Here is a 22,727-nt window from a genome sequence, read left to right on the forward strand (position 1 = left end):
GCCCCCCCCCCGGCCGGCCCCCCCCGGGGGGGGGGGCGGCCCCCCGGGGGGGCGCCCCCCCGGGGGGCGGGGCCCCCCGGGCCCCGGGGGGCCGGGGGGGGGGGGGCCCCCCCCCGGGGGCCCCCCCCCCCCGGCCCGAGATGGTGTCCGGGGTCAGAAGCGGCCAGAGCCGCGGTAGAGCTCCAGTTCGCCGTCGAGTTCGACCGCGAGCACCGTGGCGTGCGGGTCGAGGTCGGCCTCGGCGGGCGGCTCGATCCACAGCACGCCGACCGCCTCGTGCAGCCCGCCCACGACCCGGTGGGCGAGTTCCGTACCGGTGCCGAGGACGGTGACCCTGCGGACCGGTGTGGCGAGGCCGCGGACGCCGATGTCGGCGCGCGGGGCGTCGAACAGGGTGAGGTAGAGCGTGCGGCGGTCGGCGGAGAGGGTGCTGGGACCGTAGTGGTGCCCGGCCGGGAGGCCGCGCACCGTCCCGTACACGGCCTCCGCGTGCCTGCCGATCCACTCCCCCAGCGCTTCGAGGCGCTCCACCTGCGGCTGCGGGATGGTGCCGTCCTCCCGCGGGCCGACGTCGAGCAGCAGGTTGCCGCCCCCGCCGATGGTCTCGGTGAAGTAGCGGATCAGCTGGTCGACCGACTTGTGGTTGTGGTCGTGGTGCTGGTAGCCCCAGGAGTCGTTGATGGTCAGGCACAGCTCCCACGGCTCCTCGGGCGGCACCACCGGGGCGCCCTGCTCGGGGGTGGCGTAGTCGCCCTCGCTGAGCATGCGGGCGTTGAAGACGACGTCCGGGACGTAACCGCGGATGAGCGCGGCGAGTTCGGGGATGCGCCACTGCTCCTCGCTGCGGTCCCACTCGCCGTCGAACCACAGCAGGTCCGGCCGGTAGCGGGAGGCCAGTTCGCGGATCTGGCCGTCGCGGTAGGCGAGGAACCGTTCCCAGGCGGCCAGGTCCTCGGACTCGGCCGCGACCTCGGAGTAGCGGTTGTCCTCCAGCTCCGGCGGGCGGCCCGGCTTGCGGGTGGAGGCGTAGTCGGGGTGGTTCCAGTCGGAGTGCGAGTAGTACAGGCCGACCTTGAGGCCCTTCTCGCGCAGGGCCTCGGTGTAGGGGCCGATGTAGTCCTTGCCGAGGTTGAGGTCGCCATGCGCCGTGTCCCACAGCGCCACGCCGTCATGGTGACGGCTCGTCAGCACCGCGTAGCGGGCGCCGGCCCGGGCGAACAGGTCCGCCCAGGCCTTCGGGTCGTACCTGGCGCCGGTGAAGCGGTCCAGCTGGGACATGTACTGCTCGTGCGGCACGATGTCGTCGTAGAACGACCAGGACTCCTGAACGCCGTCGACCGCGTAGATGCCCCAGTGCACGAAGATCCCCAACTTGGCGTCGGTGAACCACGGTTGCATGGACACGGGTCAGCTCACCCCGGCGCGCTTCAGACGGAGCGTCAGGATCTGGAAGGGGCGGAGCGACACCGCGACCCTGCCGTCGGCGTCCGCGTCCGCATCCTCCAGCGGCCGTTCCAGCAGATCGGTGACCTGGGCGCCGGCCAGCGGGAAGCCGGTACGCAGGGTGCCGGTGGCGCGGCCGCCGCGGGACTCGTACAGGCGGACCACGACGTCGCCGGACTCGTCGTCGGCGAGCTTGACCGCCTCGACGGTCACGCCCTCGCCGGTCACGGAGACGACCGGCTGCGGGGCGCCCGCCGACTCCGCCACGCGCAGCGGCAGGTTGAGGGCGTAGCCCTCGGCGACGGCGTCCTCGATGCTCGCGCCGGGCAGGAGGGAGTACGTGAAGCGGTGCCTGCCCTGGTCGGCTCCGGGGTCGGGGACGCGCGGGGCGCGGACCAGGCTGAGGCTGACCTTCGTCGTCGTGCCGCCGTCCTCGCGGACCGTGCGGGAGACGTCGTGGCCGTACGTCGAGTCGTTGATGACCGCGACGCCGTAGCCGGGCTCGCCGACGTGCACCCAGCGGTGGCCGGAGACCTCGAAGCGGGCCGCCTCCCAGCTGGTGTTGGTGTGGGTGGGGCGCTGGACGTGGCCGAACTGGATCTCCGCGGAGGAGTGCGGGGCCCGCACGTCCACCGGGAAACCGGCCTTGAGGAGCTTCTCGGCCTCGTGCCAGTCGATGTCGGTCTCGAAGTCGATACGGGGGCTTCCGGCGCGCAGGGTGATGGTCTGGGTGATCGTCGAGCCCTTGCCGAAGGAGCGGGTGACGCGGAGGGCGCCGAGCAGCGGATCGTCCTCGACCACGGTCACCGAGTCCGGGTCCAGCAGGTCGGTGAAGCGGTTCTTGTAGTGCTTGTCGATGTCCCAGGCGTCCCAGTAGTTCGGGAGGTCGGTGTGCAGGCGGAGCAGGTTGCCCTGGCCGGCGAGGACTTCACGGTTCGCCCGAAGATCGAATACGGACGACAGTGTGCCGTCTTCGGCCACCTCGACGCGGACCAGGCCGTTGTCGAGGACCCGGCCCGCGACCGTCACGGGCTGCGGCGACCCGACACCGGCCCCGGCGAGGGGCGCGCTGCCGCTCGCCGGCACCTCCACGTACGCCGGCGCGCCCGCGGAGGTGCGGATCACCTCGGCGCGGTCGTACGGGCTCGTGTTGAACACACTGGTCGCACCCCCGCCGAGCGCCGCCACCGCCTCCGCGGTCAGCGCCTCCAACTCCTGTGCCACCCGGGCGTACTCGGCCTCGGCCTCCCGGTGCACCCAGGCGATCGACGAGCCCGGCAGGATGTCGTGGAACTGGTGCAGCAGCACCGTCTTCCACAGACGGTCCAGCTTCTCGTACGGGTAGGCGTAGCCCGGCGCGTGCAGGGCCGCCGTCGTCGCCCACAACTCGGCCTCTCGCAGCTTGTGTTCGCTGCGCCGGTTGCCCTGCTTGGTGCGGGCCTGGGAGGTGTACGTGGCGCGGTGCAGCTCCAGGTAGAGCTCGCCGTTCCAGACCGGGGCGTCCGGGTACTCCTCGCGGGCCTTGGCGAAGAAGTCGTCCGGGTGCTCGACGACGACCTTGGGCGAACCCTCCAGGTCGGCGAGCCTGCGCGCCCGTTCCATGATCTCGCGGGTGGGGCCGCCACCGCCGTCGCCCCAGCCGAAGGGGGCGAGGGAGCGCGTACCGGCGCCCTTCTCGGAGTAGTTGCGGACCGCACGGTCCATCTCCTCGCCGCTGAAGCGGGCGTTGTAGGTGTCGACCGGCGGGAAGTGGGTGAAGATGCGGGTGCCGTCGATGCCCTCCCACCAGAAGGTGTGGTGGGGGAACTTGTTGGTCTGGTTCCAGGAGATCTTCTGGGTGAGGAACCAGTCGTTGCCTGCGAGCTTGGCGAGCTGCGGGTAGGCGGCGTTGTAGCCGAAGGAGTCCGGCAGCCAGACACCCTTGGTCTCGATGCCGAAGTGCTCGATGAAGAACCGCTTGCCGTGGACGAGCTGGCGGGCGATCGCCTCGCCGCCGGGCAGGTTGCCGTCGGACTCGACCCACATGCCGCCGACGGGCGCCCACTGGCCCTTCTTCACCGACTCCTGGATGCGCGCCCACACGTGCGGGTAGTGGTCGCGCACCCACTCGTACTGCTGGGCCTGGGAGCAGGCGAAGATGAAGTCGTCGTACTCGTCGGCCAGGGACGTCACGTTGGAGAAGGTCCGCGACGTCTTGCGCTTGGTCTCACGGATGGGCCACAGCCAGGCGGAGTCGATGTGGGCGTGGCCGACGCCGGAGATCGTGTGGGCGCTGGCGTGGGCGGGGCGGGCCAGGACCGGGGCCAGCACCTCGCGGACGGCCGGGGCGCTGCCCGAGATGTCGTCCAGGTCGAGGGCGTCCATGGCGCGGTCCAGGGCGTGCATGATCTCGTGGCGGCGCGGCTCGTGCTCACCGAGGTGGACCATGAGTTCGCGCAGCACCTGGAGGTCGAGGTCGAGGTGCCAGACCTCCTCGTCGAGGACGGCGATGTCGGCGCGCTGGAATGTATACAGTGGACGGTCGCCTGCCGTCAGTACATCGCCGAGCGGCGTCGGTGCCGCGAAGTTGTTCGCCAGGATGTCGGGGTTCGAGGCCGCCTCGACCAGGTAGTCGATCTGCTCCCCGCCCGTCGCCGGGTTGGCGATCGGCACGTACTGGTTGAGCGGGTTGACCGCCTTCAGGGGCCGGCCGTCGGGCAGGTGCACCAGCGCCTCGGCCTGGTTGCCCGGCCAGTCGCCCACGAAGCCGAGGTCGATGACCGCCTCGACGCGCCGGCCCGCCCACCCGGCGGGCACCTGGCCCCGCATGCGGAACCAGGTGGTGCCCCACGGCGGACCCCACGGGGTGTCCATGGCGAAGGGCTGATAGCGCGCGGCCGCGGCCTCCTCGAAGGAGACCGGCTCCCCCGGTGCCTGCCAGGCCTCGACCTCGAAGGGGACGGTGGCCGCGTAGATCGCGGGCTTGATGCGCTGGTTGTGGACGCGCTCGACGCGCTCCTCGATGCGGCGGCGTTCGTCGTGCATGAAGGTCTCCAGAGAGGGAGAGGTGTGGAGGGCGAGGCGCCGGGGAAAGCGCTTTCCGCCGCGAGCTTACTTGAGGTACCCGAGACCGGGGTGGACGGCCGTGTAGCCCTCGACCAGGCGCCGGGCCACGTTGACGGAGTCGACGAGCGGGTGCAGCGCGAACGCCTTCACTGCCGTCGTACGGGAGCCGGACCCGGCCGCGGCGAGCACCTCGCGCTCGACCGCCTTCACCGCGCAGACCAGGCCGGTGGCGTGGTCGGGCAGCGGGGCGACGGCGACCGGGTGGGCGCCGTTGGCGTCGACCAGGCAGGGGACCTCGATGACGGCGTCCCCGTCGAGCACCGAGAGGGTGCTCTGGTTGCGCACGTTGAGGATCAGGGTGGTGCGTTCGTCGCGGGCGATGGCCCGCATCAGGGCGAGAGCCACCTTCTCGTAGCCGCCGGAGAGGTCGTCGGCGTCGCGCTCGCCGGCGCCCGCGGTCTCCCGGTTCTCCGCCATGTAGGTGGCCTCGCGCTCGGCGCGGGTGCGGTCCCAGGCGGTGAGGGCGGCCGCGTCCGGGTCGCGCATCTCCTCGTAGAAGCGTGACTGCTGGTCGGCGAGGAACGCGCCGCGGGTCTTCTCGGCCTGCTGATAGGCGCGGACGGCCTCGCGGTTGAAGTAGTAGTAGTGCAGGTACTCGTTGGGGATCGCGCCGAGGGACTGCAGCCAGTCGACGCCGAAGAGCTTGCCCTCCTCGAAGGAGCCGAGCAGGTCGGCGTCGGCGAGCAGGCGCGGCAGCTCGTCCCGGCCGGCGATGTGCAGACCGCGCACCCAGCCGAGGTGGTTGAGGCCGACGTAGTCGATCCAGGCGTCCTGCGGGTTCGCGCCGAGGACGCGGGCGATACGGCGGCCGAGGCCGACCGGCGAGTCGCAGATGCCGATGACGCGGTCGCCGAGATGGCGGGACATGGCCTCGGTGACCAGACCGGCCGGGTTGGTGAAGTTGATGACCCAGGCGTCGGGGGCGAGGCGCGCCACCCGCCGGGCGATGTCCGTGGCGACGGGGACGGTGCGCAGTCCGTAGGCGATGCCGCCCGCGCCGACCGTCTCCTGGCCGAGAACGCCCTCCGCCAGCGCCACCCGCTCGTCGTCGGCGCGGCCCTGCAGGCCGCCGACGCGGATCGCGGAGAAGACGAAGTCGGCGCCGCGCAGGGCTTCGTCGAGGTCGGTGGTGGCGGTCACGGTGGGGGCGTCGGACACACCGGCGGCCTGTTCAGCCAGCACACGGGCGACCGCATGCAGTCGGCTGTCGTCCAGATCATGCAGAACGACCTCCGTGACCCGCCCCTCCGCGCGGTCCGTCAGAAGCGCTCCGTACACGAGCGGCACCCGGAACCCGCCGCCGCCCAGAATCGTCAGTTTCACCCTTGCACCTTTCCTGCCACGACCACCTCGACACCCGCCTCCTCCAGGGAGGACCGCGTCGTCACGTTCACCGGCGCGTTGGTCACCACCACGTCCAGTTCCTCGGGACCGCAGACCCTCGCCATGCCCGTACCCGGGAACTTCGCCGAGTCGGCGAGCAGGACGACCTGGTCACTGGCCTTGATCATGGCCCGTTTGACCGGCACCTCGACCACCGTCGTGTCCATCACCTGCCCGGCCGGGCGCACTCCACTGGTGCCGAGGAAAAGCCAGTCGGCGTGCAGCTGGCGCAGGTTGTCCTCGGTGAGGAAGCCGACCAGGGAGCGGTACTCGCGCCGGAGCATGCCGCCCAGCAGCACCAGCTCGATGCCCTCGTCGTCGGCGAGCTCCTCGTAGACCACGAGGTTGCTGGTGATCACGGTGAGCCGGCGGCCGTGCAGCTGACGGGCCAGGCGGTAGGCGGTGGTGCCGATGTCGAGCAGTACCGACTGACCGTCCCCGATCATCGCCGCCGCGTGCGCGGCTATGGCGTCCTTCTCGGACACGCGCACCTCGGCGACCTCGGCGAAGGGCTGGTCGCCCTCCTCGACGACGGCACCGCCGTGCACGCGCGTGAGGAGACCCTCTTCCTCCAGTTTGAGCAGGTCACGCCGGATTGTGGCGGGGCTCACGCTCAGCTGCTCGGAGAGATCGGTCACGGCGGCGGGGCCGCCGGAGCGCAGGGCGCGCAGGATGAGTTGGTGTCGTCGTTCTGCCAGCACGGCGTGAACACTACTCGTCATCTTCAATCATTTCCATGCTCGCTTCTGCTCGGGTATTGACCAATCTCCGGGGCGGCGCAACGATTCCGGTCATTGAAATGAAGAGTTTTGACGATCTCCCCCAGGATCCGACGAGCTCCGACGAGCTCTGCCGACCGACGAGAGGATGTGCACGCGTGGACGACGACCGGCCCGATGTGCTGCTGACCGGGCTGCTCTTCTACGACCTCGTCCTCACCGGTCTCGGCAAGCCGCCCACGCCGGGCGAGGAGATCTGGACCGCCGGGATGGGCTGCGGCCCCGGCGGCATCGCCAACCTGGCGGTGGCCGCGTCCCGGTTCGGCCTGCGCACCAGTCTCGCGACGGTCTTCGGCGACGACTTCTACGGCGCCCACTGCCAGGAGGTCCTCGCAGGTCAGGAGGGCGTCGACCTCTCGCTCTCCCGCGTCTTCGACGGCTGGCCCACGCCGGTCACCGTCTCCCTCGCGTACGGCCAGGACCGGGCCCTCGTCACCCACGGCCAGGAACCGCCGTACTCGCAGGACGAGCTGCTGGGCGACCCGCCCGAGGCGCGCACGGCCCTGGTGCACCTGGAGGCAGAACCGCGCGCGTGGCTCGCCAAGGCCGCCGCGAACGGCACCCACATCTACGCCGACGTCGGCTGGGACCCCACCCAGGAGTGGTCCAGGGACCTCCTGGACCAGCTCGCCCTGTGCCACGCCTTCCTCCCGAACGAGACCGAGGCGATGGCGTACACCCGCACGGACAGCGCGATCGCGGCCCTCGGGACGCTCTCCGAGCTGGTGCCGGTGGCCGTGGTCACGCGCGGCGGCGACGGCGCGGTCGCCGTCGACCAGACGACCGGCGAGTACGCCGAGGTCCCGGCCCTGGCCGTCGATGTCCTGGACGCCACGGGCGCCGGGGACGTCTTCGGCGCAAGCTTCGTCGCGGCCTCGCTCGGCGGCTGGCCGCTGGCGGAGCGGCTGCGGTTCGCGGTGCTCGCCGCGAGCCTGTCGGTCCGCCACCACAGCGGGGCCCTGGCGGCCCCGGGCTGGTACGGCGTCGACCGCTGGTGGCGGTCGCTGACCGACCCCGAGCTCAAGGCCGCGTACGGCTTCCTCACCGACCGGCTGCCGAGGGACCTCGGCGCTCCCGTCCGGTACGCGCCCGTCACCCCACCCGCACGGCAGCACTGACCCCCTGCACCGACCCCCTGCGCGAAGACGAAACCCCCCATGCGTGAAGACGAGAAGATCCGAAAGGCGGTGGGAGCTGTGCGGCTCTCACGAAGAGGCCTGCTGCGCGCGGGGCTGGCCGGTTCGGCCGCCACCGCGCTCGGCGGCCTGGCGTCCGGCTGTGCCGTCCCGACCGGGTCGACCGGCCGGAACATGGTCCTGTGGTACTGGGACGGCGGCCTGGGCGACACCGTCATCAAGAAGGCCAAGGCCCGCTACGACAGCTCGGTCGACCTCCAGGCCATCAAGATCGGCGGCTACTACCGCTCCAAACTGATCACCACATTGGCCGGCCGCGCCCACGTCCCCGACATCGCGGGCCTCAAGGGCGAGGACATGGCGTCCTACCTGCCCAACGCCGACCAGTTCGTGGACCTGCGCACGCTCGGCGCGCAGAAGTACAAGAGCCAGTACCTGCCGTGGAAGTGGGACCAGGGCATCGCCGACGACGGCTCGATGATCGGTTTCCCGATCGACTGCGGCCCGGTCGCGCACCTCTACCAGTACGAGGTCTTCCGCAAGGCGGGGCTGCCGTACGAGCCGGCCGACGTGTCCCAGGGGCTGAACACCTGGGAGAAGTTCTTCGCGGCCGGCGAGCGGCTCAAGCGGCGGATCCCGGGGACCTACCTGCTCACCGACGTCAACAGCGTCTTCGAGAACGCGGTGCAGCAGGGCAGCAGGCGGTACGTCGACAAGGACCGTCACTTCATCGGCGACCAGGAGCACGTGCGCGACGCCTGGGCGCTCGCCGTGGAGGCCAAGCGGCGCAAGATCGTCTCCAACCTCGTCAACGGCACCCCGGACCAGCTGTCGGCGATCGAGGAGGGCAAGCTGCCGAGCCAGCTGGGCGCCTCCTGGGCCACCAACGACATCAAGAACGGCGTGCCGAGGACCAAGGGCAGGTGGCGGGTGGCCGACATGCCGGTGCGGCCCTCCAACAACGGCGGATCGTTTCTGTCGATCACGAAGGCGTGCCGGGAGCCCGAGCGGGCCTTCGAGATCATCAGCTGGATGCTCGACGCGGGCAACCAGGCGCAGGGCTACGTCGACGCGGGTCTCTTCCCCTCGACGCCCGCCTCGTACGGCCTGAAGCAGCTGCGTGAGGCCGACCCCTTCTTCGGCGGCCAGGTCACGATGGACGTCTTCGGCCCCGCCGCGCAGAAGATCGTGGTCGCCTACAACAGCCCGTTCGACGTCGCGCTCGGGCAGCCGATCAAGGACGAGATCAAGAACGTGGGTGTCCTCGGCAAGGACCCGCGGAAGGCCTGGAAGGACGCCATGAGCAAGTGCAGGCGGATCGCGGCGCACCTGGGGGTGAGCTACTGATGGCCACCCTCCCCGCAGTCAAGACACCCCAGCCCCCGGCGCCGGTCGTGGCAGCGCCTTCCGCGCGGCCCCGGACGGGCTTTCGCAAGTACTGGCACCTCTACGCCGCGATCTCCCCCTTCTACCTGCTGTTCCTCTGCTTCGGCCTGATCCCCGTCGGCTTCTCGCTGTACCTGTCCTTCCACCGCTGGGACGGCCTCGGCCCGATGGAGTCCGCGGGCCTGTCGCAGTACACGTACCTGCTGAGCGACAGCGACTTCTGGAGCTCGATCGGGAACACGATCGTCATCTGGGCGCTCGCCACCTTCCCCATGATCTTCCTGGCGATGATCACAGCCGTGATGCTCAACTCGGCGGTCCGGTTCAAGAACGTCTACCGCTTCGCGTTCTTCCTGCCGAACGTGACCTCCGTCGTGGCGGTCGCGATCATCTTCGGCTCGGTGTTCTCCACGAACTTCGGCCTGATCAACGCCCTGTTGCAGGCGGTCGGGCTCGACCAGGTGGCGTGGCTGAACACACCGTGGGGTATCAAGGTCGCCGTCGCGACGCTGATGACCTGGCAGTGGACCGGCTACAACGCGATCATCTTCCTCGCTGGGCTCCAGACCATCCCGAGCGACCTGTACGAGGCGGCGCGCATCGACGGCGCCGGTCCCGTGCAGACGTTCTTCCGCATCACGCTGCCGCTGCTGCGGCCGACGCTGCTGTTCGTGCTCGTCGTCTCCACGGTGACGGGTCTGCAGAGCTTCTCCGAACCGCAGGTGCTGCTGCAGAACACCTCCAACGACTCGACGTTCTCGGGCGGTCCGGACCACGCGGGCCGGACGATGGTCCTCTACTTCTTCCAGCAGACCTTCGACAACAACGACTTCGGCTACGGCGCCGCCGTGGCCTGGGGCATCTTCCTCGTCGTCGTCCTCTTCTCGATCATCAACTGGCGCCTGGTGCAGCGCCGGGGCGAAGAACAGTGAGGCCGCACACCATGGCATCCCTCAAGGGCTCCGGGCGCCGGGGCATCGGACTGCACGTGTCGCTGATCGTCGGTGTGCTGCTGTCGGCCTTCCCGTTCTACTGGGCCGTCATCATGTCGACGCACACGACGACCGAGATCTTCTCCTACCCGCCGAAGCTGCTGCCGGGCACGCACTTCCTGGACAACGTCCGCAGTCTCTTCGACAACATCGACTTCTTCGGCTCGATGTTCAACTCACTGCTGGTCGCGAGTGCGGTGACGTTCCTCGTCCTGTTCTTCGACTCGCTCGCCGCGTTCGTGTTCGCCAAGTTCGAGTTCCCGGGCCGCAAGGTGCTGTTCGCGCTGCTGATGCTGATCTTCATGGTGCCGACGCAGCTCCAGGTGATCCCGCAGTTCGTGATCATGGCGAAGATCGGCTGGATCGGCTCGATGACGGCGCTGATCGTGCCGGCGGCGGCCAACGCGTTCGGCATCTTCTGGATGCGCCAGTACATGAGGAGCGCCATCCACGACGAACTGCTCGACGCCTCCAAGCTCGACGGGGCGGGCTTCCTGCGCCAGTACTGGCATGTGGCGCTCCCCGTGGTCCGCCCGGGGCTGGCCTTCCTCGGCATCTTCACCTTCATGGGCCAGTGGAACGACTACGCCTGGCCGCTGATCGCCCTCACCAACCCGGACAACGTCACTCTCCAGGTGGCGCTGTCCCAGCTCAACGGCGTCCACGGCACGACGGACTACGGCATGGTGATGACCGGTGCGCTGCTCGCCCTCGTCCCACTGCTGATCGTGTTCGCGGTGGGCGCCCGGCAGATCATCGGCGACCTCGGCAAGGGGGCGGTCCGAGGATGAACGATCCGTCGATCACCAGGCCCCCGACCACCGATCCCCTGATCGCCCTGCGTCCCTGGGAGGCACCCGAGGTCACCTCCTGGGGGCGGCTGCCCATGAACGCCGTCGACCGGCGCTCCGGATGCCTCTCCCTGGACGGCGACTGGCGCTTCAAGTTGCTGCCCGCTCCGGACGTGCCGGTCGGCGGTCCGTGGTCGTCGGCGTACGTCCCCGGCGTCTGGACCCTGCAGGACACGGACGACCTGCCGCAGTACACGAACGTCCGTATGCCGTACGCGGAATTCCCTCCGCAGTCGCCCGCCGCCAACCCGACGGGTGTCTACGAGCGGACGGTCGACGTGCCCGCCGAGTGGGCCGGACGCCGGATCGTGCTCCAGGTGGGGGCCGCCGAGAGCGTGCTTCTCGTGCATGTGGACGGGCGGCCCGTCGGCATCTCCAAGGACTCCCACCTCGCCGCCGAGTTCGACCTGACGGCGGTCGTGCGCCCCGGCGGCCGGGCCCTCGTACGGCTCACCGTGGTGAAGTGGTCGGACGCCTCGCACATCGAGGACCAGGACCAGTGGTGGCACGGCGGGATCACCCGGTCCGTGCTGCTGTACGCCACGGACCCGCTGCGTCTGGCCGACGTGACCGTGCGGGCCCGGCGTGACGGGGAGCTGCGGGTCGACTGCCAGGTGCGGGACGCGCGGGGCGCGCTGCCCGAGGGGTGGTCCGTCAGCGGGGACCTGGACGGTCATCCGCTCCCGCAGGACCGGGAGTTCGACCGCGCCAACGCCGAGGACGACCGGGTCTCCGACTTCCTGGGTGAGGCGCGGCTGCGCGCCACCGTGCCCGAGGTGCGCACCTGGACCGCCGAGACGCCCGAGCTGTACGACCTGACGGTCCGGCTGCACCGCGCCGACGGTACGGTCGCCGACACCTCCCGCCACCGCGTCGGCTTCCGCGACGTCGAGATCGTCGGCCGGGACCTGCTGGTCAACGGCGAGCGGGTGTTCATCCGTGGCGTCAACCGGCACGACTTCCACCCGCTGACCGGCCGGACGGTGTCGTACGACGACATGCGCGCGGACCTCGTCCTGCTGAAGCGTTTCGGCTTCAACGCGATCCGCACCGCGCACTACCCGAACGACCCGGCGCTGTACGACCTCGCCGACGAGCTCGGGTTCTACGTCGTCGACGAGGCGGACATCGAGTCCCACGACCACGCCCACGAGATCGCCGACGACCCGCGCTATCTGAACGCCTTCGTCGACCGTGTCTCGCGGATGGTGCTGCGGGACAAGAACCACCCGTCCGTCATCATCTGGTCGCTGGGCAACGAGTCCGACTACGGCGCGGGCCACGACGCGGCGGCGGGCTGGGTGCGCCGGCACGACCCGACCCGCCCCCTCCAGTACGAGGGCGCCGCCAAGCGCGGCTGGGCCGACCCGGACCTGGCCTCCGACATCGCCTGCCCCATGTACGCGCCGCTGGAGGAGTGCGTGGCGCACGCGCTGTCCGGGGAGCAGACCAAGCCGCTCATCCAGTGCGAGTACTCGCACGCCATGGGCAACAGCAACGGCACGCTCGCCGACCACTGGGCGGCCATCGAGGCAACCCCGGGTCTTCAGGGCGGCTTCATCTGGGAGTTCTGGGACCACGGCATCCTCCAGCGTGTGAACGACGGAAGACCGGCCGGACGTGGGGGCGTCGGGCTCTACGACAACGGTGTCGCCGCGCCCGGCCATCGCTGGGCGTACGGCGGCGACTTCGGCGAGACGATCCACGACGGCGCGTTCATCGCCGACGGGATCGTCTTCCCCGACCGCACGCCCAAGCCCGTGATGTACGAGCACCGCGAGATCGCCGCGCCGGTGCGCATCGACTGCTTCCGGCACGAGGGCGTCGTCCTCTCCAATCACCAGCACTTCCGCGGCCTGGAGTGGCTGTCCGCCGAGTGGGAGCTGTCGGTGGACGACGGCCGCACCTTGACGGCGCCGACCGAGCTGCCCGACCTGCGGCCGGGTGAGACGGCGGCGGTGCCGCTGCCGTTCGAGCTGCCGGAGGGCGGGGGCGAGGCCTGGCTGACCCTGCGGGTGACGACGGCCGAGGACCTGCCGTGGGCGCCGCGCGGCACGCAGGTGTGCGCACCACAGGTGCGGCTGCGCGTGGCCGAGCGGCCTCTCGCGACGGAGCCCGTCGAGGTCACCGAGCCCCTCGGGGCAGACCCCGTCGAGGTCGACACCGACGGACTCCTGGTCCATCCCCTGCTGACGGCCGCACCCACGCTCTCGCTGTGGCGGGCGCCCACCGACAACGACGAGCTGGGCGGGATGGCTCTGCGCTGGCGTGCCTGGGGGCTCGACTCGCTGGTGCGCAAGGTCGTCTCCGTGCACCGGGACGGGCCGGGCGTGACGGTGCTGGCCGAGTACGCCGGGGCCGTCGCGGCCGTGCGCCACCGGCAGGTGTTCACGCCGGTCGAGGGCGGGGTCCGGATCGAGGAGTGGGCCGAGCTGCCGGACGAGCTGCACGACGTGGCGCGGGTCGGGTCCGTGTTCGAGACGGTGCCGGGCCTCGATCTGCTGGAGTGGTTCGGTCAGGGCCCCTGGGAGTCGTACCCCGACCGCAGCGCGGGCGCGCCCGTGGGTCACCACTCCGTCCCCGTCGACGCGTTGTTCACCCCTTACCTGCGCCCGCAGGAGAGCGGCGGCCGGCACGGCGTACGGCGCTTCACACTGTCCGCGCCGGACGCCACCGGTCTCGCGGTCGAACTGGACGAGCCCCGCCAGGTCTCCGTCACCCGCTACCGTGCCGCCGATCTGACCGCGGCCGCGCACCACGACGAGCTGGTGCCGCGGCCCGGCTGCGTGGTGCACCTCGACGCGGCGCACCGGGGCCTCGGCACGGCCTCGTGCGGCCCCGACACCTCACCGTCGTATCTCGTGGCACCGGGCGTCCATCACTGGAGCTGGACGCTGCGGGTGCTGTGAACCCACCCCCCACGCTTCGTTGTCACTTCCCTTCCCACGGAGCAACACGTGTGCAATTCCCCTGAGCACGACCACGGCGAGGCCGAGCAGGCCGGTGCCGGAAGACGCGGTTTCCTGCGGGCGACCGCGCTGCTGGGCGCCCTCGCCACGGCCGGGGTCGCCCTCCCGGCCACCGCGGAGGCCGCGACGTCGGACCGGTGGCGGCCCGACCCGGAGAGCCGCCGCTTCACGCTCGCCGTCATGCCCGACACCCAGTACCTCTTCGACGGGCCGAGCATCGACAGGGCGCCGGTCGAGGCGTCCCTGCGCTACCTCCTGGAGCACGGCGAGGACGAGAACGTCGTCTTCCTGTCGCACCTCGGCGACCTCACGCAGAACGGCGCCCAGGCCGAGGTCGACGCGATCAGCGCGGCGTTCGGGCTGCTCGACCGGCGGGGTGTCGGCTACAGCGTCCTGGCCGGCAACCACGACGTGAAGTCGTCGACGGACGACCAGCGCGGGTCGACGCCGTACCTGAAGGCCTTCGGTCCGCAGCGGTTCAAGGGGAAGCCGACGTTCGGGGGCGCCTCGCAGGACGGCTACAACACCTACCACCTGTTCAGGGCCGCCGGGCGGGAGTGGATGGTGCTGGCCCTGGACTGGCGGCTGTCGGCGAAGGGGTACGCCTGGGCCAAGGAGGTCATCGCCGCGCACCCGGGAACGCCCGTCATCCTCACCACGCACGAGCTGGTCGTCGAGGACGACTCCCTCTCCGCGTACGGGCAGCAGCTGTGGGACCAGCTGGTCGAGGACCACGACCAGATCTTCCTCACCCTCAACGGCCACTACTGGCCGGCCGCCCGGTCGACGCGGAAGAACGCGGCCGGACATGACGTTCACCTGCATCTGACGAACTACCAGAACCGGTACTTCGGCGGCGCGGCGATGATCCGCCTCTACCGCTTCGACCTCGACCGGAACGTCATCGACGTGGAGACCGTCTCCCCGTGGATCCTGGGCCGGGCCGCGAAGGGGCTCAACGAGCTGGAACGGCAGGAGATCGAACTGAGCGGGGACGCCGACCGGTTCTCCGTCGACATCGACTTCCAGGAACGTTTCTCCGGCTTCGCCCCCGTACCGGCGCGACCGGCCCGGCCGACATCCCGGATCGTCGTGCCCGGCACGGTCGCCTACTGGCGCTTCGACGGGCACGAAGACGGTACGCCGGTGACCGGCACCGTCCGGGACCTGTCCGGTCGCGGCAACGACCTCACACTTGTCACGGTGGGCGGCGGTGCGCTGACCTGGTCGTCCGACCACCACCCCGACCAGCCGGGGCACGGCAGCCTGGAGTTCCAGGGCTTCAAGTCGCCGCTGAAGGGCGCGTATCTGCGCACGGTCGACGGGGCGCCGCTCAACGCGACCACGTTCAAGGACGGTTACACGGTCGAGGCCTTCTACCGCCTCCCCGCCGACTGGGACCCGGACCACCACGCCTGGTCCGGCATCGTGAGCCGCACCGGCACGGGCGGCGCCGCGGGCAAGACCGCCGACGACCCCGACGAGCCGCTCGCCACGCTGTCGCTGTCCAACGACCGCGAGCCGCAGTGGGCCGCGCGCCCGCTCAACCAGGAGGGCATCGCCACCAACTGGGGCCAGGAGACACCGCTGGAGACCTGGTGGCACCTCGCGGTCGTGAACGACGGCACGCACACCACGCTGTACGTCGAGGGCTGCCCGGTGGTCCGCAACCCGAAGGCGGCCGCCGCCGGGCTGACCTCGGTGGGGCTGCCCTGGCTGCTGGGCGGCTACGAGTACGCCGGGAAGATCGACCAGATCCTGCACGGACGGCTCGGTGACGTCCGGATCGTCGCACGGGCGCTGCCCGTCACCTCGTTCATGAACCACTGACGCCGTCTCGAGGATCACGATGACCGAGCAGCAGCTGCCCGACTGGGCCGACCCGTCCGTCTCCCCCGCCGACCTGGACGCGCAGGGCGTCTCCAGGCGCCAACTCCTCCGCCGCACCGGCCTGTTCGGTGCCGCCTTCGCCCTCGGGTCGGTGGCCACCCCCGCGCTGGCCTCGACGCAGCGCGGCTTCGGCGGCGAAGACCCGCGCCTCGCCTATCTCGTCGGCGACCACCACGTGCACTCCGTCTACAGCCACGACGCCAAGTACACCTTCTCCCAGCAGGCCCGCGCGGCCGCCAGGTACGGCCTGGACTGGATGGTCTTCAACGAGCACTCCAACTTCGGGCACGCCCACTACGGCGCCGAGCTGGAGCACGAGGAGATCCTCAAGGCCCGTGCCGACAACCCGCGCCAGCTGATCTTCCAGGGCCTGGAGTGGTACATCCCGGCCGCCGAGCACTGCACGGTGTTCGCCGCGCCCGGCAAGCACGAGGTCGACCTGCTCACGCGGTTCGAGCTCGCCTACGACGGCAAGCTGCTCGGCTACACCGAGGGTTCCGCCGGCGCCGCGGACACCGCCCGCAACGAGGCTCACGCCGTCAAGGCCATCCAGTGGCTGGCCGAGCAGCGCCGCACCGGGTACGTCGACGACGTCCTGGTCCTCGCCAACCACCCGCTGCGCCTCGGCATCGACTCCCCGCACGAGGTGCGCGCCTGGCGGGACGCCGCTCCCGAGATCATGATCGGCATGGAGGGCGCCCCCGGCGCCCAGGGCGCGGCGATCCCCGGCTGGCGCGGTGCGACGTCGATCCGCGGCGAGTACGAGAACAAGCCGTCGGCGCAGTCCTGGGCGGGCTACCCGGCGGACGCCTACCTCACGTACGGCGGCTTCGACTGGGCGACCGCGACCGTCGGCGGGCTGTGGGACTCGCTGCTCGCCGAGGGGCGGCTGTACACGATCACCACCAACTCCGACAACCACCGGACCGTCTTCGACACCTGGAAGAACGGCGACTGGCCGGCCGGGCAGAACTTCGACAACACCGGCAGGCTGCCCGACCCGGTCGACACCGACACCCCGCAGCCGGGCAGCGACTTCTGGCCGGGCCAGTTCAGCCGCACCCATGTGGGCGTGACCCGCTACGGCTACCGCGCGGTGATGGCGGGGCTGCGCGCGGGCCGTGTCTGGCTCGACCACGGGCATCTGCTCGACGGGCTCGACGTACGGGTGAAGCGGGACTGCGACGCGGGCCGGGGCGTCACGCTGGGCGGGCGGCTGCGCGTCCGCAAGGGCGAGAGGATCACGCTGAACGTGACGGTGACGACCGCGTCCCGCGCCAACCCCCAGGGAATCCTGCCGGAGTTGGCCCACGTCGACGTCATCCGGGGCGCGGTGCGCGGCCCGGTGACCGACCGGGACGCCTGGAAGGCCCCCGACACGAAGGTCGTCCACACCAAGGACGTCAGCGGCCGCAAGGGCACGTACACCCTGCGCATCCCGATCACGGCGGGCGACGAGTCCTTCTACCTCCGGCTGCGGGGCAGCGACGGCAAGCGCAACGGGGCGGGCTACCTGGGCGCCGCGATCGATCCCCACGGCCCGATTCCTCACGCACCCGGAGACGGTGACCCGTGGGCCGATACGTGGTTCTACTCCAACCCCGTCTTCGTCGAGGTGGCCGGAGCCTGATGAAGCGTCATCTCGCCATGACCCGCCCGCGGGACCGGGCGGTCAGCATCTCGTTGATGCGCACGTGTACATACCTATCGCCATCATCTGCGTCGCCCTCTTCGTCGCGGCGCTCGTCTTCGCTGCCAGGCACAGGCAGCAGTCCGTCCACAAATTCGCCGGACTCGGGGTGGCGGCCGCGAATCTCGCGGTGGCCTCGGTCATGTTGATCAACGCGCTGAACTCCCCCGGCACCTCCGCACCGGACGACACGAAATCGACGGACGTCACGATCGCGGGAGAACCGAACTCCCAGGTCGACCTGTGCTTCAAGGGCGCGCACGGTACTGGACGAGCCGGGAAGGGCTCGTCACTGGTGCTCTTGGTGCACGGCCTCGACAACGCGGAGTACCACCTCGCTCATCACATTGCGGACGAGCAGGAGTGGCGCGTGCCCACGTTCCAGGTAGGTGCCTCCAAGACACAAGCCGGAACGCGTTATGAACTCGTCGTCTGGAAGTTCGACGCGAAATCGACCGAGGTGGCGAGCCGCCTGAATCGCGCCCAGTTCGAGAGTCGCCCGCCCGGCGTCGAGGAAGTCGCAAGCCTTTCGGTCATCCGGAAGGCAGCGGGCGAAAAGGACCACTGTTGAGAGCACGCACAGGGGCCGCGGCCCCGCGGCGCGCTCCCACAGCGGTGGATCAGGCGTAGAACCGCGACAGGCTCTGCAGGACGGCGGCGGGCTTCCCGCCGCCGTCGATCTCGATCGTGCCGTCGACGGTGATCTGGACGCCGCCCGGCACCTCCTCGACCTCCGCCAGCTTCCCCACCAGCCGGATGCGTGAGCCGACCTTCACCGGGGAGGGGAAACGCACCTTGTTCAGGCCGTAGTTGACCTTCGTGGTGACGCCCTGGACGTCGAGCAGCTCGGTGAACAGGGGGATGAAGAGGGAGAGGGTGAGGTAGCCGTGGGCGATGGGGGCGCCGAAGGGGCCCTCGGCGGCCTTCTCGGGGTCCACGTGGATCCACTGGTGGTCGCCCGTGGCGTCGGCGAACGTGTTGATGCGCTCCTGCGTGACCTCGATCCACTCGCTCGTGCCGAGGTCGCTGCCGGCGAGCTTCTTGAGTTCGTCGATGCCGTTGACGGTGATACCCATGTGGCTTTCCCTATCTAGGAGTTGAACGTCAGGACTCGGCGCCGAAGCGCTTGCGCACCCGGGCCTTGAGGAGCTTTCCGGAGGCGGTGCGCGGGAGTTCGTCCGCGAGGACCACCGACTTCGGGATCTTGTACTTGGCGAGGCGGCCGGCCAGGGAGGCCAGCACCTCGTCGGGGTCGGGCGAGGCGCCCTCCCGTGGCACGACGACCGCGCGCGGCACCTCGCCCCACTTGTCGTCCGGCACGCCGATGACCGCGCACTCGACGATGTCCGGGTGGGCGAGGAGCAGGTCCTCGATCTCGGCGGGGTACACGTTCTCACCGCCGGAGATGATCATGTCTTTGATGCGGTCGACGATGTGCACGTATCCGTCTTCGTCGACCCGTGCCGCGTCACCGCTGCGGAACCAGCCGTCGGCGAAGGAGGCGGCCGTCTCCTCGGGCAGCCCCCAGTAGCCGGGCATGACGTGCGGTCCGCGCACCACGACCTCGCCGGTCTCACCGACCTCGACGGGTGCCAGGTCCGGCCGTACCACCCGGACGTCACTGAAGAAGTGCGGGACCCCGGCCGAGCCCGCCTTGCTGATGGCGTGCTCGGCATCCAGGAAGAGCGTGCCGGGGGCCGCCTCCGTCATGCCGTAGCCCTGGAGGAAGGTCAGGCCGCGCTCCTGGTATGCCGCGATGAGCGGCGAGGACACGGGGGAACCGCCGCAGGTCAGGATCCGCAGGGAGGACAGGTCCGCGCGCGGCCAGCGCGGATGCCGGGCCACCTGCTCGAACATGGTCGGCACCCCGAACATGAAGGTGATCCGGTGCCGTTCGATCATGTCGAAGGTGGCGTCCGGGTCGAACGCCTCCACCAGGACGCAGGTGCCGCCCTTGAGCAGGACCGGGAGGGTCAGCATGTTCAGGCCGGCCGTGTGGAACAGCGGGGCGGAGACCAGGGCGCGCTCGTCGGCGATCAGGTCGGTGTCGACGAGGACGTTGATCGCGTTCCAGGTCAGGTTGCCGTGCGTGAGCATGGCGCCCTTGGGGCGGCCGGTCGTCCCCGAGGTGTACATGATGATGCAGGTGTCGTCGGGACCGACCGGTTCGTCGATCGGCTCCCAGGCGGCGGCGGCCACCGCCTCCTCGTACTCGGCGCCGACCTCGACGTACGTCCGTACGTCCGTGCTGCCCGGCAGGCCCGCCACGAGGCCCGCGTGCGAGGGGCCGTAGACGAGGGCCTTGGCGCCGGAGTCGGCGAGCTGGTAGGCGATCTCGGGTCCGGCGAGGCGGGTGTTGAGCGGGACGAAGACCGCGCCGAGGGTGCCTGCCGCGAACAGGGTCTCGAGGTAGGAGGGGTGGTTCGGGCCGAGGTAGGCGATGCGGTCGCCGCGGCGCACGCCCCGGGCGCGCAGGGCGTGCGCGAGCCGGGTGGTGCGTGCATACAGGGTGCCGTAGTCGGTCGACTGCTCACCGTGGACCAGGGCCGTGCGGTGGGGGGTCTTGCGGGCCCGGCGTGCGGGCCACGACCCCAGTCCCTCGTTGCGCATCTGGACGCCCCTTACGGTGTGGTCAGCCCGAGCAGGCGGGCGGCGTTCTCCTTGAGGATCTTCGGCTTCACCTCGTCCTTGATCGACAGCTTCTCGAAGTCGGCGAGCCAGCGGTCGGGGGTGAGGACGGGGAAGTCGGAGCCGAAGAGGACCTTGTCCTTCAGCAGGGTGTTCGCGTACTGCACCAGCTGCGGCGGGAAGTACTTCGGCGACCAGCCGGACAGGTCGATGTGCACGCCCGGCTTGTGCGTGGCGACCGCCAGGGCCTCGTCCTGCCAGGGGAAGGACGGGTGCGCCAGGATGATCTTCAGGTGCGGGAAGTCCGCGGCCACGTCGTCGACGTGCAGCGGGTTGGAGTACTTGAGGCGGATCCCGCCCCCTCCCGGTACCCCGGCGCCGATGCCGGTCTGGCCGGTGTGGAACAGCGCGATCGTGCCGGTCTCCTCGATCACCTCGTACAGGTCGTACGCCACCGACCGGTCGTTGGGGAAGAAGCCCTGGATGCTGGGGTGGAACTTGAAGCCGCGCACCCCGTACTCCTCGACCAGGCGGCGGGCCTGCTTCACGCCCGCCTTCCCCCGGAAGGGGTCGATGGAGGCGAAGGGGATCAGGACGTCCGCGTTGGCGGCGGCCGCCTCGGCGACCTCCTCGTTGGGGACGGGGGCCGTCCCGGTCGCAGACTCGGCGTCCACCGTGAAGATCACGGCGGCCATCCGCCGCTCGCGGTAGTACGCAGCTGTCTCCTCCAGGGTGGGCTTGCGCTTCCCCTCGACCTTGAAGTAGGCGGAGGAGGCGTCGTGCAGGTCGTCGTCCAGGGAGGAGTGCCCCTTGGAGGACACCTCCGCGTGGGTGTGGACGTCGATCGCGACGAGTTCCTCGACATTGAGGGTCGCCATGCTCAGGCCTCCGGGAACTTCGGGGCGGGGATGCCGACCGTCTGGAGTTCCGCGCCGACCGAGGTGGGCCACGCGGCGGCCAGGGTGTCGGGCGTCCAGCCGCCATCGGCGTAGGCCGCCTTGATCTCCTGCGGATGCGACCAGAGTGCCACCTTGTCGCCGCCGATGCCGATGGCCTGGCCGGTGATGCCGCGGGCGGCCTCCGAGGCGAGGAACGGGACCAGGGCCGCGCAGTCCTCGGGGGTGCCGAAGCCTTCGCCCTTGCGCAGGAAGTCCGGGAACGGCTGCCCGTTCTTCAGGGCCTCGACGTACGGCGCGAAGGCGGGGATGGTCTCGGTCATCGCGGTCGCGGCGACCGGCACGATCGCGTTGACGGTGATGTTCGCGCGGCCCAGCTCCATGGCCCAGGTGCGGGCGAACGCGGCGATGCCGGCCTTGGCGGCGGCGTAGTTCGTCTGGCCGAAGTTGCCACGCTGGCCGGCCGGGGAGCCGACCAGGATCAGCGTGCCGCCCTCGCCCTGCTCGCGCATCCGTACGGCGGCGGCGCGGGCGCAGGTGAAGGTGCCCTTGAGGTGGGTGGCGATCACCGCGTCGAAGTCGTCGTCGGTCATCTTCCACAGGACCTTGTCGCGCAGGATGCCCGCGTTGGTGACCAGGATGTCGAGCCGCCCGAACTCCTCGACCGCCCGGTTCACGAGCCGGTCGGCGGCCTCGGTGGTGCCGACGGCGACGACCTCGGCGACGGCCTTGCCGCCCGCCTCGACGATCGACTTCACGGCCTGCTCGGCCACGGCCTCGTCGACGTCGTTGACGACCACGCGGGCGCCGTGGGCGGCCAGGGCGTGCGCGTAGGCGAGACCGAGGCCCCGGCCGCTGCCGGTGACGACGGCGACCTTTCCGGTGAGATCTGTGGTGGACACGAGCGAGTCCCTTCACGAGCGGATGCGGGGGTGAGTGCCGGATGGTGCGGCTCCGAGATCGAAGCTAAGAGCAATAATTGTTGACGTCAATAGTTGTTGATGACCTCGGGGTGCGGCATGCTGAAATCTCCCTCACGACGCACCACCCCGTCCGAGACAGATCACAGACCGAGTCCAGGGAGCCCGCCATCACCCGCCAGCACGCCATGAACCCGAATCCCATCGACGCGGACGAGCCGTGGATGCGCGGGCTGCACGCGGACACGGGCTACCTCCTGTACCGCCTGGGCCTGCGCTCCGGACAGTTGTTCAACACGTCCCTCCAGGAGTCGGGGCTGCGCCTGCGCCACTACGCGGTGCTGCGCTTCCTCGCCGGCGCCGACGGCGCGCTCCAGCGCGAGCTGAGCACCCGCCTCGGCTACGACCCGAGCGCGATCGTCGGTCTGGTCGACGACCTGGAGAAGCTGGGCTTCGCGGAGCGCCGCCCCTCCCCCGACGACCGCCGCAGCCGGATCGTCGTCCTCACCGAGGACGGCCGCGGATTCCTGCGCGACACCGACGAGGCGGGCCTGCGCGTGACGAACGAGCTGCTGGGCCCCCTCGACCCCGCCGAACGCCAGACGCTGCACGATCTCCTGCTGCGCGTCGCCGAGGACGGACTGACCTGACGAGGACCG

Annotated in this window: 17 protein-coding genes; 9 read left to right on the forward strand and 8 right to left on the reverse strand. The window is 70.5% G+C overall.

Annotated features, from left to right (window positions below):
- Window positions 1-153: 153 nt before the first annotated feature.
- From ACFYWX_RS00005 to ACFYWX_RS00020, 4 genes are all read right to left on the reverse strand, one after another.
- Window positions 154-1,404: an alpha-L-fucosidase gene (locus ACFYWX_RS00005; RefSeq protein WP_389421709.1), complete on the reverse strand. Its 1,251-nt coding sequence runs from the start codon at window positions 1,402-1,404 to the stop codon at window positions 154-156.
- A gap of 3 nt (window positions 1,405-1,407) precedes the next feature.
- Complete coding sequence (locus ACFYWX_RS00010; protein ID WP_389421710.1) at window positions 1,408-4,467, reverse strand: alpha-mannosidase; 3,060 nt, start codon at window positions 4,465-4,467, stop codon at window positions 1,408-1,410.
- A 66-nt stretch (window positions 4,468-4,533) separates the two neighbouring features.
- On the reverse strand, window positions 4,534-5,871 hold the full coding sequence (locus ACFYWX_RS00015; RefSeq protein WP_389421711.1) for a 6-phospho-beta-glucosidase: 1,338 nt from the start codon (window positions 5,869-5,871) through the stop codon (window positions 4,534-4,536).
- On the reverse strand, window positions 5,868-6,632 hold the full coding sequence (locus tag ACFYWX_RS00020; RefSeq protein WP_389422151.1) for a DeoR/GlpR family DNA-binding transcription regulator: 765 nt from the start codon (window positions 6,630-6,632) through the stop codon (window positions 5,868-5,870). The genes ACFYWX_RS00015 and ACFYWX_RS00020 overlap by 4 nt, the downstream gene beginning before the upstream one ends.
- A gap of 176 nt (window positions 6,633-6,808) precedes the next feature.
- On the opposite strand from ACFYWX_RS00020, the gene ACFYWX_RS00025 reads away from it, so the two are divergent.
- The 8 genes from ACFYWX_RS00025 (at window position 6,809) to ACFYWX_RS00060 (ending at window position 18,195) form a co-directional block, all read left to right on the forward strand.
- The gene (locus ACFYWX_RS00025) at window positions 6,809-7,828 is read left to right on the forward strand and encodes a carbohydrate kinase family protein (protein WP_389421712.1); all 1,020 of its coding nucleotides are present in this window, start codon (window positions 6,809-6,811) and stop codon (window positions 7,826-7,828) included.
- 78 nt (window positions 7,829-7,906) lie between these two features.
- Complete coding sequence (locus tag ACFYWX_RS00030; protein ID WP_389422152.1) at window positions 7,907-9,193, forward strand: extracellular solute-binding protein; 1,287 nt, start codon at window positions 7,907-7,909, stop codon at window positions 9,191-9,193.
- Entirely contained in the window at window positions 9,193-10,164 is a 972-nt protein-coding gene (locus ACFYWX_RS00035) for a carbohydrate ABC transporter permease (RefSeq protein WP_389421713.1), read from the forward strand. Before ACFYWX_RS00030 ends, ACFYWX_RS00035 begins: the two co-directional genes overlap by 1 nt.
- Window positions 10,165-10,175: 11 nt before the next feature.
- Window positions 10,176-11,015, forward strand: coding sequence for a carbohydrate ABC transporter permease (locus ACFYWX_RS00040; RefSeq protein WP_389421714.1), 840 nt, complete (start codon window positions 10,176-10,178; stop codon window positions 11,013-11,015).
- Window positions 11,012-13,984: a glycoside hydrolase family 2 TIM barrel-domain containing protein gene (locus ACFYWX_RS00045; RefSeq protein WP_389421715.1), complete on the forward strand. Its 2,973-nt coding sequence runs from the start codon at window positions 11,012-11,014 to the stop codon at window positions 13,982-13,984. Before ACFYWX_RS00040 ends, ACFYWX_RS00045 begins: the two co-directional genes overlap by 4 nt.
- A 48-nt stretch (window positions 13,985-14,032) precedes the next feature.
- Complete coding sequence (locus ACFYWX_RS00050; protein ID WP_389421716.1) at window positions 14,033-15,874, forward strand: LamG-like jellyroll fold domain-containing protein; 1,842 nt, start codon at window positions 14,033-14,035, stop codon at window positions 15,872-15,874.
- 19 nt (window positions 15,875-15,893) lie between these two features.
- Complete coding sequence (locus ACFYWX_RS00055) at window positions 15,894-17,564, forward strand: histidinol-phosphatase (protein WP_389421717.1); 1,671 nt, start codon at window positions 15,894-15,896, stop codon at window positions 17,562-17,564.
- A gap of 64 nt (window positions 17,565-17,628) precedes the next feature.
- Window positions 17,629-18,195: a hypothetical protein gene (locus tag ACFYWX_RS00060; protein ID WP_389421718.1), complete on the forward strand. Its 567-nt coding sequence runs from the start codon at window positions 17,629-17,631 to the stop codon at window positions 18,193-18,195.
- Between the two features lie 49 nt (window positions 18,196-18,244).
- Here ACFYWX_RS00060 and ACFYWX_RS00065 read toward each other — a convergent pair whose 3' ends face one another.
- The 4 genes from ACFYWX_RS00065 to ACFYWX_RS00080 are packed head-to-tail and all read right to left on the reverse strand — an operon-like array spanning window position 18,245 to window position 22,050.
- The gene (locus tag ACFYWX_RS00065; protein ID WP_389421719.1) at window positions 18,245-18,700 is read right to left on the reverse strand and encodes a MaoC family dehydratase; all 456 of its coding nucleotides are present in this window, start codon (window positions 18,698-18,700) and stop codon (window positions 18,245-18,247) included.
- Between the two features lie 28 nt (window positions 18,701-18,728).
- Complete coding sequence (locus ACFYWX_RS00070) at window positions 18,729-20,234, reverse strand: long-chain fatty acid--CoA ligase (protein ID WP_389421720.1); 1,506 nt, start codon at window positions 20,232-20,234, stop codon at window positions 18,729-18,731.
- A gap of 11 nt (window positions 20,235-20,245) precedes the next feature.
- Window positions 20,246-21,130, reverse strand: coding sequence for an amidohydrolase family protein (locus ACFYWX_RS00075; protein ID WP_389421721.1), 885 nt, complete (start codon window positions 21,128-21,130; stop codon window positions 20,246-20,248).
- A 2-nt stretch (window positions 21,131-21,132) separates the two neighbouring features.
- Entirely contained in the window at window positions 21,133-22,050 is a 918-nt protein-coding gene (locus ACFYWX_RS00080) for an SDR family NAD(P)-dependent oxidoreductase (RefSeq protein ID WP_389421722.1), read from the reverse strand.
- 206 nt (window positions 22,051-22,256) lie between these two features.
- Here ACFYWX_RS00080 and ACFYWX_RS00085 point away from each other — a divergent pair, with 206 nt between their 5' ends.
- Window positions 22,257-22,718 (forward strand): MarR family winged helix-turn-helix transcriptional regulator, encoded by a 462-nt coding sequence (locus ACFYWX_RS00085; RefSeq protein WP_389421723.1) that lies wholly within the window; start codon window positions 22,257-22,259, stop codon window positions 22,716-22,718.
- The last annotated feature ends 9 nt before the right edge of the window (window positions 22,719-22,727 follow it).

It is taken from the genome of Streptomyces sp. NPDC002888 (assembly GCF_042888465.1).
Taxonomy (GTDB): domain Bacteria; phylum Actinomycetota; class Actinomycetes; order Streptomycetales; family Streptomycetaceae; genus Streptomyces.